Source organism: Polaribacter litoreus, assembly GCF_054584775.1.
Genome location: NZ_JBTLRD010000010.1, coordinates 92,469 through 106,727 on the forward strand (window position 1 = coordinate 92,469; position 14,259 = coordinate 106,727).

A 14,259-nucleotide genomic window follows, 5' to 3' on the forward strand; every position below is an offset into this window, starting at 1 on the left:
TATGATATTAACAACAACAAACAACATCGAAAACTTTAAAATAGCAGATTATTTAGGTATTGTAACTGGCACAGCTTACGATTCTAGCTACACTGCAAATGGTACAAAGATGTCTTTTAAAGATATGTTTAGCATGACTAAATATTACGAAAAATACTCTTTAGCCTTAGAGAGTATTAAAGAAAAAGCTTTTCAAAATTTAAAAGAAAATGCTACAAAATTAAACGCAAACGCAGTTGTAGGAATTAAAGTAGATGTAGAACCATTAGCCAATTCTGCAACTTTATTGGTTTCTATTACAGGAACAGCTGTAAAAGTAGTATAATAAAATATGAACTATAAATTATAATTTTTATGTTGATAAATTTTCATATTTGCAACAATAAAAATGTTTAAAAGTCTTTATAGTGGTATACTTATTGATTTAAGTGTACAAATTAAACAAAAAATGATGAAAAAAATAATACACATATTATTTCTTTGTGTTAGTTTATCTATGGCAGCACAAAGTAAAGTGACAAAGAATTTAGGTGATTTTTCTATTCTTAAAGTATACAATGGTATAGAATTAGAGCTGATAAAATCAACAGTATCAAAATTAGAAATAACCGGTAACAAATCGGAAATTGTAAAAATTAAAAATGTAAACAACACCTTAAAAATTTCGTTACCATTTTCTTTAAAACCAGAAAATAATCTTGCTAATGGCCAAGTTTTGGTAAAATTATATTACAAGAATAATATTGATATTATTGATGGTAATGAAGGTGCAACCATTACAGGAAAAGAAATTAAACAAGATAAACTAGAAGTAAAATCTCAAGAAAGGGCATTTATTAATCTAGTAGTTAATGTAAAACATTTAGAGGTTAAGTCTATATCAGGTGGAATTATTAAATTATCAGGTAATACAAAAAACCAAACCGTAGATGTAGATTTGTATGGAATTTATAATGGTTTTGATTTAATCTCAAAAACTAATACTTCTGTAAATGCTGGCACAGGTGCAAAAGCAGAAGTTACCGCTGGCGAAACCCTAAATGCAAAAGTAAGTTTTGGAGGATCAATTTTTTACAAAGGCAATCCTGAAGTGTTAAAAGATAAGAAAGTAGTAGGAGGTATCATTCAAAAAAGAGATTAATACAATCCTTTTTTATATCTTTGTAGTAAAATATTAAAACAAATGAATACTTTAAATATATTTTTGTTAGGAATGCCAAGTGGAGGATCGTGGCTAATTATTGCGATTGCTATTTTATTACTATTTGGTGGTAAAAAGATTCCTGAGTTAATGAAAGGTTTAGGAGGAGGTATAAAAGAGTTTAAAAAAGCCTCTAAAGAAGAAAATGAAGAGAAGTTAGAAGAAAAGAAATAGTAACTAAAAACATAAACAAAAGTAAAGCTCTGTATGCAACGCATACAGAGCTTTTGTTTTAAATTAAAAAATCCCCCAATATTTTAATTTACTGTCTCAAATATATACAATACTTTCATATTATAAGATATCACATTAATAAAACATCAAAAATGTTATAAATGGGAAGATATGTGATAATTTAGGGATAAATGGGAAGGTTTTTAGTCTAAAAAAGTCATTAATGACTGCTTACTAAAACTTCTTGATACCGGAATTGGAAATGAAATTATATCAGATTTTAATAAATAGCCTCTTGCATTACCACTAATATCATCTACATAATTTGTATTTATAATATAAGATTTATGGCAACGAATTATTTTTGAGTAATTTTCTAATTCTTTTTCAATTTTTGTTAAGGTAACTCGTAAAATCTTTTCTTTAATTTCATTGTCTTCTTCTTTAATAAAAAAACTAGCGTAGTTACCTTGAGAAGTAACATATACCAAATTGTTAGTATTAATACAGATACTTTCTTTCTTATTGTCAGAAAAAATTGTGACTTTCGGTATTAATATTTTTTCTTTTTCTAACCTTTTTTTCTCTTTGTAGGTTTTAATTTCTTTTACACGCTTTCTTCTTTTTCTACGTAAATTTCTTTCATTAAGATAAATAGAGAGTAAAACAGGAATGGCACCCACTAAATATGTATAAAACATAAAAATTGGTAAGCTCATTCTTTCTAAATCTTTATCATCTTTATAAATATCTGTATAATACCATAAAACAATGCTAATAAAAAAAATTGCTATTATAATTAGAAATAGATTTTTACCTATTGTCCATCGATCTTCATGAAAATAATTAGTAAACAATAGAGGAGGTATATAAAGTACCAAAAACGAAGCTATTGCACCAAAAAAACCTATAGTAGCTGTATATTCTAATAAATAATTTTCAAAAGAAGCTAATGAAAAAGGCTTAAAAATGTATAGAAAAAGAAATACAAAGCTGCCTAAAGTAAGACTTGTTTTGAGTTTAAAGAGTACAGAAGGATTAAAATAATAGGGTGTGTTAAGCCAATCTTTTATTATTTTCATAATACAAGGAAATTATGTAAAATTATAGTATTAATTGCTATCACAAATAAAATCTACTAAACGAGTAAACTGTAGCTATAGTTTATAAGATTTAAGATACAAAACTTATAAAATATGAATATTAATAACTGTTAAATTAGTATAATTAATAACGTGTAATAATAATAAAAACTTCTTTTATTTACAATTATAGTTAGTAAAATAAAAGAAGCGTTAATTAGGTACAAAAACTAATTTTATAAATTATTCCTTTTTTTCTTTCTTTTTTGAACTTTTCATGGCTTCACCAATTTGATTACTGGCTGTAAAACTTGCAACCATATCATTTAACATTTGACTACCAGCTTGTGGCGAGTTTGGTAATAGAATTAAATTACTATTAGTTTCTTGGCCAATAGACTGTAAAGTGTCATAATGTTGTGTTACAACAATTAATGCAGATGCTTCTTGGCTATTTATACCTACTTTATTTAAAACTTCTACAGACTCTTCTAAACCACGTGCAATTTCACGTCTTTGATCTGCAATACCTTGTCCTTGTAATCGCTTACTTTCTGCTTCTGCTTTTGCACGTTCTACAATTAAAATACGCTGTGCATCACCTTCAAATTGTGCTGCAATTTTTTCACGTTCAGAAGCATTAATTCTGTTCATAGATTCTTTTACTTGTGCATCAGGATCTATATCTGTTACCAATGTTTTTATAATATCAAAACCATAATCAGACATGGCATCGTTTAATTCTGATTTAACAGCAATTGCAATATCATCTTTTTTAACAAAAACATCATCTAATTTCATTTTTGGTACTTCTGCTCTTACAACATCAAATACATAAGATGTTATTTGATCATGAGGATAATCTAACTTATAAAAAGCATCATATACTTTATCTCTAATTACTTTGTATTGTACTGATACTTTTAGTTTTACAAATACATCATCTAATGTTTTGGTTTCTACAATTACATCTAATTGTTGAATTTTTAAACTTAGTCTACCAGCAACTCTATCTATTAAAGGAATTTTTAATTGCAAACCAGAGTGTCGAATACTTTGAAATTTACCAAAACGTTCTATAATTGCAGAAGTTTGTTGTTTTACCATAAAAAAGGCTGCAAAAAGAATAACTGCACCAAGTACAATAAAAATAATAAATGTAGGATTCATAATTATGAGTTTATAGTTAAAAAGTTTTCTTGTAAAGATACTGAATTTCAGTACTTCTACTATTAGACGTACCCATTTAAATTTGTTACATAATAATAGAATTAAAACTAAAAAAAACCTTGAAAACATTCATTTCAAGGTTTTTTTTAGTTTTAATATAAACAAACTATTTTTGTGCTTTTGGTATCATTTTCCCAATTTTTCTATTGTATTTCAACCATTTTTTATATTGTTTTTCTGAAAGAATTTCTTTCAATGATTTTGCTAAAGCTAAATCTTCAACTTTTAAAGTTTCAGAAATTGGTTTTAGATTTTCCACCATTGTTTTTTGTACGCTAACTTGGTTAGATACATCACCCGTTTCTCTAGCTTTTTTCTGAAAATTTTCTACCATTTCTTTGGTACTTCTCATTGTAAAGCTATTTATTCTTCTAATATCTTTTATTTTCTTGTTGTATTTTTTTAAAAGTTTAGAAAACTGCTTACCCTCATTCGAAGATAATTTTATGCTAGATTTTTTAGCTGCTTTTTCTATATCTTCATAAATTATAAGTCCTAGATATTTTTCTACTTTAAAATTAGGTTCAGGAGGTTTTTGTTGAGTCTGAGGCATTTGTTGTCTCATTCCTTGATTTCTCATACTACCAAACTGGCTATACGTGTAAAAGCTGGTTAATATAAAAATTAATAAAATGTATTTTTTCATAATTACATATTTTTAATGGCGTTTTCTATTCTTTGTAATGTTTCATTTTTACCTATCATTGCTATAATATCAAATAGGTGAGGCCCTGCTAATTTACCTACCAAAGACAAACGTAAGGGTTGCATAACTTTACCAAAACCAATTTCTTTAGCAGTTATCCAAGCTTTAATTTCCTTTTCTGTATTTGCTGATGAAAAATCATCAATTTCTGATATTATTGAAATCAATTCTTGCATTAATTCTGAAGTACCTTCTTTCCAGTTTTTCTTACTTGCTTTTGCATCATATTCAGTTGGTGTAACAAAAAAGAAAGACGATAAATCCCAAAAATCGGCTAAAAAAACAGCTCTTTCTTTTATTGCTGAAACCACCTTTAAAACATAGTCTTTGTCTTTTGTAATTCCTTTTTCAGCTAAAATAGGTAAAAATAAATCAGTTAATTCAGCTTCCGATTTTGTTTGTAAGTACTGTTGCTGAAACCATTTGGCTTTGTCTGGACTAAATTTAGCTCCGGATTTGCTAACACGTTTTAAATCGAATTCTTGAATTAATTCTTCTAAAGAAAATAGTTCTTGCTCAGTGCCAGGATTCCATCCTAAGAAAGCCAACATATTTATAAAAGCATCAGCAAAATAACCATCTTCTTTATATCCACGTGAAACATCACCAGAAACATCATTGGTAAATTCTAATGGAAAAACAGGAAATCCTAATTTATCTCCATCTCTTTTGCTTAATTTGCCTTTACCCACTGGTTTTAAAATTAAGGGTAAATGTGCAAATTTTGGTGCAGACCAACCAAAAGCTCTGTATAATAAAATGTGTAATGCCATGGAAGGCAACCATTCTTCACCACGAATTACATGGCTAATTTGCATTAAATGATCGTCTACAATATTGGCTAAATGATAAGTTGGCATTCCATCACTTTTAAATAGAATTTTATCATCTAAAGTATTGGTATCAATTTTAATATTTCCACGGATTTCATCTTCCATTTCTAAAATTTCATCTTGTGGAGTTTTAAAACGAATTACATATTTATCGCCATTATCTATTCTTTTTTGAACTTCTTCATCAGACAAAACCAAAGAATTTACCAAACGTCCTTTTGCTCTATTGTGCCAATTGTAAATAAAAGTTTTACCTTCTAACTCATGTCCTTTTCTATGTGCGTCTAATTGCTCTGCAGTATCAAAAGCATAATAAGCCCAACCTGTTTTTAGTAAAGTATCTGCATATTCTTTGTATAATGCTTTACGTTCAGATTGTCTGTAAGGGCCAAATTTTTCGTTGGTATTTGGACCTTCATCAAAAGGAATATTACACCATTCTAAAGCATCAATTATATATTGTTCTGCATTGGCAACATAACGTGTTTGGTCTGTATCTTCTATTCTTAAAATAAAAGTTCCGTTATTTTTTTTAGCAAATAAATAATTATACAAAGCTGTTCTTACACCTCCAATATGTAAAGGTCCTGTAGGACTTGGTGCAAAACGTACACGAACATTAGATTCCATTTTTTCTTGATTTTAAGCAGCAAAGATACTTTTCTATAAGCACAAAAAAAAGCCTTAACAAAAGGCTTTTCTCTTATTCTGTATTAAGGTTAAATTCTTTAAAATTTATGATAAATTCCGAATGTAAAAGCTATTTGTTTGGCAACATTATTCCCAAAAAAAGCAGCAGGCAAACTTGCAGTTACACCAAAATTTTGGGTAAACTCACCAATAGCTTTTACACCCATAACTCCATATTCTTGATTGTTGATGTATAAGGAAGTTAGCAAATTTTTATCTGGTAAATTAATATTTCCGTCTTTTAAAGATTTCTCAATATCTAAAAAACCAATTAACCATAAATTTTTAAATATTTTATGACCATATTCTCCACCAATTTTAAAGTTATTAGAATACTTATTAGTTCTAATTTTTGCACCAATAAAAGATTGAAGATAGCTTTTACCAAAACTTTTTCCTGCTAAAAATAGGGGTGTAAATGTAAATGCATTGTATCCTGTTTTTATACCAGAAGTTTCAAAATATCTGCTGGTGTTTGTTTCTATGGATAATTGTGTGGAAAGTAACCAATCTTTTTTATAGAAATTATGTTTTATACCTAACTCTATATTTCCTAAAGCCGTTTTTGTTTCATTTATTGTTTCTGAACAATCTCCAATACAATCTATAGCAGGATCTAGATATTTTAAATCTTTTGCTGAAATTAATTTTAAAGGTACATTTACAATAAGAGTTGTGTTATTTGTTAAGCCATATTCTGTATAGAATTGCAAAGTATTATCAGATAATTCTCCTTTTATAGTATAATCAGGATCTCCAAAAAATTCGTCATAATTTGCAATTGACGTATAGGAAACTTGCGTATAGAATTTTCCTTTTTTCTGAGTCCAAGGGCTTTGTGCAAAAACATTTGCGGTCAATAGTAAAAATAGAAGTTTGGTGAATCTTTTCATTATTTTAATTTTTATGAATTCTTAGTAGCACAATTTAAAAAATACTTACAAAATTGTTTTAACAATTATTATGTTGATGATCTTATCAAAAACATTATTTTTATTAGTTGATTATGAAAGCATTCGAAAACATACAGCTAAAATTAAATCAATTTACACGCAAATATTACACAAGTGAATTGATAAAGGGAACTATTTTATTTTTTTCCTTGGGTTTATTATACTTCTTTTTTACGCTGTTTTTAGAATATTTTCTGTGGTTAAAACCAACTGCAAGAACTATTTTGTTTTGGGCATTTATTCTTGTAGAAGTTTTTTTGTTGATAAAATTTATCGCTTTTCCAATTTTTAAATTGATTGGTTTTAGAAAAGGAATTTCTTTAGAAGAATCATCCAAAATTATTGGAAACCATTTTCCTGAAGTAGGGGATAAGCTGTTAAACATTTTGCAACTTAAAAAAGATACAAAACAATCTGATTTAATTTTGGCAAGTATCAACCAAAAATCTTCAGAGTTAAATCCTATTCCTTTTGCAAAAGCGATAGATTTTAAACAGAATTCTAAATATTTAAAATATGCAGTTGTTCCAGTTTTAATTTATGTAATTAGTTTGTTTACCATTTCTAAAGGTTCATTAACGCAAAGTTTAGATCGTGTCGTAAATCACAGAACAGCATACAATCCTCCAGCACCATTTTCATTTAAAATAGAAAATAAAAGTTTACAAGTTATTCAAGGAAAATCAATTACAATTGATGTAAAAACGATTGGAGATGTAAAACCCAATGAAGCCAAAATAATCTATAACCAACAAGAATATTATTTACAAAACAATCAAAATGCATCTTTTTCATATACGTTTTCAGATGTACAAGAAACCATTAATTTTTATATTGATGCAAATGGAATTCAATCTCAAGAGTATCAAATTAATGTAATTGGTACCCCAACAATCAACAATATTTTGTTGGATTTAGATTATCCAAATTATTTAGGTAAACGAGATGAAACCATTCAGAATTCTGGAAATTTAATCGTTCCTGAAGGCACAAAAATTACATGGAAAGTGCAAACACATCAAACAGATAGTTTGGCTTTTATCAACAATAATAAAACATCTAGTTTTACAAAGATTGATAAAGATATTTTTGAGTTTAAAAGACAAGTAAAAAATGCGCTAAATTATCAAATAGCATCATCCAACAAAAATCTTAAAGATTACGAAAAATTACAGTTTTCAGTTGGGGTTATTAAAGATGAATATCCAATGATTTCTGTAAGTTCTAATATTGATAGTATTTCTAGAGGAACTGCTCAATTTGCGGGTCAAATTTCTGATGATTATGGTTTAAAAAGATTGCAATTAATTTATTATGATGTAAATCATCCTGATAAAAAACAATTTTTTCAACTACCAATCAATCAACAAAATATACAAACTTTCTTTTATCAATTTCCTGATGGATTAAATTTATCAAAAGGAATTAATTATGAAATATTTTTTCAAGTTACTGATAATGATATAGTTAATGGTAATAAATCTACAAAAAGTAAAGTTTTTAACTACAAACAGAAAACAGAAGAGGAAATAGAAGAAGAGCTTTTACAAGAACAAAGAAATACTATTAATGATCTTGAGAATTCTGTACAAAAACAAAAAAAGCAACAACAACAATTAGAAGATATTCAACAAGAATTGCAAAACAAAAAGAATATCAATTGGAATGATAAAAAGCGAGTAGAAAGTTTTATTAAGCGTCAAGAACAATACAAACAAATGATGCAAAGACAAACTGAAAAACTCCAAGAAAATCTTGATGAAAAAACTGAAGAAGATGAAAATTTACAAGAAAAGAAAGAAGATTTAAAAGAGAGAATAAATGAACTTAAAAAGCTAGATAAGCAACAAAAATTGTTGGACGAAATTCAAAAAATGGCAGATAAACTTAATAAGGAAGATCTAGTAAAAAAAGCCAAAGAATTAGCTCAACAAAATAAACAACAACAACGTAGTTTAGAGAAAACTTTAGAAATGGTAAAACGTTTTTACGTTGAACAAAAAACCATGCAAATTGCCAATAAAATAGATGAGCTTTCTAAAACACAATCTGATTTAGAATCAAAAGAAGAACCTTCACTTAATGAACAACAAGAAATCAAAAAAGAATTCGATGAAATTAAAAAAGAACTAGAAGAACTTGATAAAGATAATGAGAATTTAAAAGAACCTATGGAATTGCCAGATGTTGAAGATGAAAAAGAAGACATAGATAAAGAACTTAAAAATTCTGAAGAGAATCTTCAACAAAATAAATTGCAACAAGCTAAAAAAAATCAAAAGCAATCATCAAAAAAGATGAAAGCAATGAGTGCTAAAATGCAAAACAGAATGATGGAAATGCAAGGTGAATCTATGGAAGAGAATATTGAAGATTTGCGTAAAATTTTAGAAAATTTGGTTATTTTTTCTTTTCAACAAGAACAATTAATGAATAAGTTTTCTGAAACTTCTACTAGTCATCCAGACTTTGGTAAAGACTTAAAAAAGCAAAATCAAATAAAAACATATTTCGAACATATTGATGATAGTTTGTATGTTATGGCCATGCGTCTACCAAAAATATCCACTAAAATTCAAGACGACTTATCTTCTGTTCATTATAATTTAGAACAATCTTTATATAATTTTTCTGAAAATCGATTTAATAACGCTGTTTCTAATCAACGTTACGTAATGACAGCCACAAACAATTTAGCAGATTATTTAAGCAATATTTTAAATAGCATGCAAAATAACATGTCAATGAAAATGGGGAAAGGAAAACCACAACCTGGTTTTAGCTTACCAGATCTCATCAAAAAGCAAGAAGGCCTATCAAAGAAGATGAAAGATGGAATGCAAAAAGGCGATAAAAATGGACAAGACAAAGAAGGTAATAAACCAAATAAAAATGGTAAACCTGGTGAAAAGGGAGAAGAGGGTAGTAGTGGTAAAGGTTCAAATTCTAATGAAGGAAACAAGGGAAATAAGAATGGAGAAGGAGAAGGTTCTAATGATGATTTAGATGGTGAATTGTATGAGATTTTTAAACAACAATCTCAATTAAGAGAAGAATTGGAGAATGCAATTAAAGAAAGTGAAAACGGAATAAAAGACGGAAATGGAAATGCTAAGAAAGCATTAAAGTCTATGGAAGAATTAGAAAACGAAATCTTAGAAAAAGGTTTTAATGCGGCTACACTTCAAAAAATGCAGAATCTAAATTACGAATTATTAAAACTTGATAAAGCTGTATTAGAACAAGGAAAAGATAAAAAACGCAAATCAAATACCAATCAAAAAGAGAATAAACGTAACAAAGTACAAGCGCTTAAATTTAAAAAGCAGTTTTACAATCAAATAGAAATATTAAATAGACAATCCTTACCTTTGCAGCAAAATTATAAAAATAAGGTTAGAGATTATTTTTCAGATAACAAAGAAGATTAATAAGTGCCTTGATCAGAAATGTTTATCAAAAAGTTTCTTTTTATATAATTTACAAATAGATAAAGTTTTTATTTCAAATAAAATATATAATGATAACGTTTAATTACGAAACAGATTTTAATTTATCTGATGAAAAATTATTAGAGAATTGGGTTCAAAATGTAATCATAAATCATGGTTTTGAATTGGGTGAAATCAATTATATTTTTTGCGATGATACTTATCTTCACGACTTAAATCTAAAGTTTTTACAACATGATACACTTACAGATGTTATCAGTTTTGATAATTCTTTGGGTAAACTTATTAATGGAGATATTTATATTTCTATAGAAAGAGTAGAAGATAATGCAAAAGATTTTAAGGTTTCTTTTGAGGATGAATTACACAGAGTAATGATCCATGGAGTTTTACATTATATGGGTTTTAAAGATAAATCTGGAGAGGATAAAGCGATTATGAGAGACGAAGAGGATAAAGCTTTATCGTTAATTAATTAGAAAAAAACATTAAAGTTCCACGTGGAACTACTTTTAAAAAAATGAGTTTATTTTCAACAACATACGATGTTATTGTAGTAGGTGGAGGGCATGCAGGAAGTGAAGCTGCTGCTTCAGCTGCAAATATGGGTGCACACACTTTATTAATTACAATGAACTTGCAAAACATTGCACAAATGAGTTGTAATCCTGCAATGGGTGGAATTGCTAAAGGACAAATAGTTCGTGAAATTGATGCCTTAGGAGGGTATAGTGCTATTGTAACAGATAAGACAGCTATTCAGTTTAAAATGCTAAATAAATCCAAAGGACCTGCTATGTGGAGTCCAAGAGCACAATCTGATAGAATGCAGTTTGCAGAATGTTGGAGAACCATGTTAGAGCAAACTGAAAATTTAGATTTTTATCAAGATTCTGTAAATGGTTTATTGTTTAAAGATGATAAAATTATTGGAGTTAAAACTGCTTTAGGTTTAGAGATAAAAGCTAAAACTGTTGTAATAACTGCAGGTACTTTTTTAAATGGATTAATCCATATTGGAGAAAAAACATTTGGTGGTGGTAGAGCAGGAGAAGGAGCTTCTACAGGAATAACCGAAGATTTAGTTGCTAAAGGTTTTGAAGCTGGTAGAATGAAAACTGGAACACCACCAAGAGTTGATGGTCGTTCATTAGATTATTCTAAAATGATAGAACAACCAGGTGATGAAAATACAGAGAAATTTTCTTATTTACCAGTTACTAAAAACCTAACCAAACAACGTTCTTGTTATTTAACGTATACCAATTTAGAGGTACACGAATTATTAAAAGAAGGCTTTGATAGATCTCCGATGTTTAATGGTAGAATTAAATCTACAGGACCAAGATATTGTCCATCTGTAGAAGATAAAATCAATCGTTTTGCAACAAAAGAAAGGCATCAAATATTTGTAGAACCAGAAGGATGGACTACTTGCGAAATGTATGTAAATGGTTTTTCTACATCGCTTCCAGAAGATATTCAAGACAAAGCAATAAGAGCTATACCAGGTTTCGAAAATGTAAAGTTTTTTAGATATGGTTATGCAATAGAATACGATTATTTTCCACCAACGCAACTAACACATTCTTTAGAAACAAAACTGATTAAGAATTTATTCTTTGCGGGTCAAATTAATGGAACAACAGGTTACGAAGAAGCAGCAGCTCAAGGATTAATGGCAGGTGTAAACGCAGCTTTAAAAGTACAAGATAAAGAACCATTTATCTTAAAAAGAAACGAAGCTTATATTGGTGTTTTAGTTGATGATTTAATTACAAAAGGTACAGAAGAGCCTTATAGAATGTTTACGTCTAGAGCAGAATATAGAACTTTATTAAGACAAGATAATGCAGATCTTAGGTTAACTCCTAAAGCTTTTGAGTTGGGTTTAGCTTCTAAAGAAAGAATGGATCGTGTTTTAGAAAAGCAAAGAAAAACAGATTTATTAATTCAGTTTTTAGAAAAAACAAGTGTGAAGCAAGAGGAAATAAATCCTATTTTAGAAGCTAAAAATTTAGCATTGGTAAATCAATCTATGAAGCTTTTTAAAATTGCTGCCAGACCTCAATTAGATTTTTCTGATTTTAAAAATGTTGATAAACTAAGCACTTTTATAAATGATAATGATATTGATAAAGAGGTTATAGAACAGGCAGAAATTCACCTAAAATATTCTGGTTATATCGCTAAAGAAAAGAATAATGCTGATAAGTTAAATCGATTAGAAAATGTAATGATTCCTTCTAGTTTTAATTATCAAAAAGTAAAATCTTTATCTTTTGAAGCTCGAGAAAAATTAAGTAAAATTCAACCAACTTCTATTTCTCAAGCAAGTAGAATTAGTGGAGTTTCTCCAAGTGATATTTCTGTTTTATTAGTGTATATGGGTAGATAAATTATCTGTAATTTAATAGATGTTCCTCGTGGAACAAACTAAAATTTATCAGAAAAAAAACACAATATTTAATTCCTGCTTAGGCAGGAATTTCAATTTTAAGATGATTATAAATGAATAACAAAATTGATTTTTATAAAGATTTACAACCTTTTTTAGACTGTAAAGATTTTACGGTTTCTGGTGAAGTTTATCAGGTAAAAAAGAATGAGGAGTTTGAGATGTTAGTTACAGTTCCTGTTCCTGAAAATTTAGGAGATTATTATAAAAGCGAAGATTATATTTCCCACACAGATTCTAAAAAATCTTTGTTTGATAAAGTGTATCAATCTGTAAAAAACATCACCTTAAAAAGAAAACTAAAATTGATAAATTCTTTTAATACTTCTTCTAAAAACATTTTAGATGTTGGGGCAGGTACAGGAGATTTTTTAAAAGTTTGTGCAACCAATTCTTGGAATGTTTTTGGATCAGAACCAGATCTTGGAGCAAGAAATATTGCTTTAAAGAAAGGAATAACTTTAGAAGAAGATCTATCAAAATTTAATAATCATCAATTTGATGTAATTACTCTTTGGCATGTTTTAGAACATGTAGAACATTTAGAAGAGTACATTTCTACTTTATATAACTTGCTTACTAAAAATGGTAAATTAATCATAGCTGTGCCAAATTATAAAAGTTACGATGCAAAACATTATCAACAATTTTGGGCTGCTTTTGATGTACCCAGACATTTGTGGCATTTTTCTCAAACATCAATTGCTAAATTATTTGCTAAAGAAAATATGATTGTAGAAAAAACATTGCCAATGAAGTTTGATGCTTACTATGTTTCTTTGTTAAGTGAAAAATATAAATTTGGTGCTATGAAACCAATTGCTGCATTTTTTAAAGGATTCAAATCGAATTTAAAGGCAAAAAGTACAAATGAGTATTCTTCTTTAATATATGTACTTAAAAAGAAGTAAAAACGGATTTTAAATAGCTTAAAATTTAATTTATTTTTAAAATAGTAGAAATACCTTGATAAATAAATAAAACCCCTTAAAACTTACGTTTTAAGGGGTTTTTATATAGTTAAATCTTATAGTAAAATTATAAATTAATAGGTTTTAGTTATTTAATAAATATACAGCTAAAAGGGTAATGATAAAACAGACACCTAAGCTCATTGCTCCTGGATCATCTTTTGCAAGACGTTGCCCAATAAGCATAAAAATGAAACTGATTGCAGAAAGCGCTAAACCTAGTAAAGCAATTTCTTTTCTTTTAGAAATCTAAATTTTACAAACTCTTATCATCATTAAAAGGGTTGCAATTATTTTTATATCTAAAAGCATTGTTAATAATAATTGAACTAGATGAGCCCTTAATAGTTCGGAGTGATATTTTAAACTTTAAAACTAGTCTATTTATTTTTGGAAAAGCTTATGTAGGTATTGTTCATAATCTTTTTATGCTTTTAACAATTTCCTATTCTTTTGACTTTTTGCTAAATTTTCTTTTGTAGCGGAAAAATTACCCTAAGATGCTGTGG

General features: G+C 27.9%; 13 protein-coding genes. 8 read left to right on the plus strand and 5 right to left on the minus strand.

The genetic code is table 11. The features are described 5' to 3' along the window. Position 1 precedes the first annotated feature (1 nt). From ACW9UN_RS10425 to ACW9UN_RS10435, 3 genes are all read left to right on the plus strand, one after another. Positions 2-325, plus strand: a complete 324-nt coding sequence (locus ACW9UN_RS10425) for a heavy metal-binding domain-containing protein (protein WP_459486203.1) — start codon at positions 2-4, stop codon at positions 323-325. A gap of 123 nt (positions 326-448) precedes the next feature. Next, on the plus strand, positions 449-1,141 hold the full coding sequence (locus ACW9UN_RS10430) for a head GIN domain-containing protein (RefSeq protein ID WP_459486204.1): 693 nt from the start codon (positions 449-451) through the stop codon (positions 1,139-1,141). Positions 1,142-1,183: 42 nt separating this feature from the next. After that, the gene (locus ACW9UN_RS10435) at positions 1,184-1,375 is read left to right on the plus strand and encodes a Sec-independent protein translocase subunit TatA/TatB (protein ID WP_439130832.1); all 192 of its coding nucleotides are present in this window, start codon (positions 1,184-1,186) and stop codon (positions 1,373-1,375) included. Between the two features lie 203 nt (positions 1,376-1,578). On the opposite strand, the gene ACW9UN_RS10440 is transcribed toward ACW9UN_RS10435, so the two are convergent. The 5 genes from ACW9UN_RS10440 to ACW9UN_RS10460 form a co-directional block, all read right to left on the minus strand. Then, positions 1,579-2,457 (minus strand): LytTR family transcriptional regulator DNA-binding domain-containing protein, encoded by an 879-nt coding sequence (locus ACW9UN_RS10440; RefSeq protein ID WP_459486205.1) that lies wholly within the window; start codon positions 2,455-2,457, stop codon positions 1,579-1,581. Between the two features lie 243 nt (positions 2,458-2,700). Then, a complete protein-coding gene (locus ACW9UN_RS10445) occupies positions 2,701-3,627 on the minus strand; it encodes an SPFH domain-containing protein (protein WP_459486206.1) in 927 nt (308 codons plus the stop codon). 166 nt (positions 3,628-3,793) lie between these two features. Then, positions 3,794-4,333: a hypothetical protein gene (locus ACW9UN_RS10450; protein ID WP_459486207.1), complete on the minus strand. Its 540-nt coding sequence runs from the start codon at positions 4,331-4,333 to the stop codon at positions 3,794-3,796. A 2-nt stretch (positions 4,334-4,335) separates the two neighbouring features. Next, positions 4,336-5,856 (minus strand): glutamate--tRNA ligase, encoded by a 1,521-nt coding sequence (gene gltX, locus ACW9UN_RS10455; protein ID WP_459486208.1) that lies wholly within the window; start codon positions 5,854-5,856, stop codon positions 4,336-4,338. Between the two features lie 98 nt (positions 5,857-5,954). Continuing rightward, complete coding sequence (locus ACW9UN_RS10460) at positions 5,955-6,809, minus strand: hypothetical protein (RefSeq protein ID WP_459486209.1); 855 nt, start codon at positions 6,807-6,809, stop codon at positions 5,955-5,957. 113 nt (positions 6,810-6,922) lie between these two features. Between ACW9UN_RS10460 and ACW9UN_RS10465 the strand changes: the two genes are divergently transcribed. From ACW9UN_RS10465 to ACW9UN_RS10485, 5 genes are all read left to right on the plus strand, one after another. Then, a complete protein-coding gene (locus ACW9UN_RS10465; protein ID WP_459486210.1) occupies positions 6,923-10,300 on the plus strand; it encodes a DUF4175 family protein in 3,378 nt (1,125 codons plus the stop codon). A gap of 89 nt (positions 10,301-10,389) precedes the next feature. Then, positions 10,390-10,800, plus strand: a complete 411-nt coding sequence (gene ybeY / locus ACW9UN_RS10470; protein ID WP_459486211.1) for an rRNA maturation RNase YbeY — start codon at positions 10,390-10,392, stop codon at positions 10,798-10,800. Between the two features lie 41 nt (positions 10,801-10,841). Beyond that, the gene (gene mnmG / locus ACW9UN_RS10475; RefSeq protein ID WP_459486212.1) at positions 10,842-12,719 is read left to right on the plus strand and encodes a tRNA uridine-5-carboxymethylaminomethyl(34) synthesis enzyme MnmG; all 1,878 of its coding nucleotides are present in this window, start codon (positions 10,842-10,844) and stop codon (positions 12,717-12,719) included. Between the two features lie 113 nt (positions 12,720-12,832). Next, on the plus strand, positions 12,833-13,690 hold the full coding sequence (locus ACW9UN_RS10480) for a class I SAM-dependent methyltransferase (RefSeq protein ID WP_459486213.1): 858 nt from the start codon (positions 12,833-12,835) through the stop codon (positions 13,688-13,690). Between the two features lie 178 nt (positions 13,691-13,868). Next, positions 13,869-14,003 (plus strand): hypothetical protein, encoded by a 135-nt coding sequence (locus ACW9UN_RS10485; protein ID WP_459486214.1) that lies wholly within the window; start codon positions 13,869-13,871, stop codon positions 14,001-14,003. The last annotated feature ends 256 nt before the right edge of the window (positions 14,004-14,259 follow it).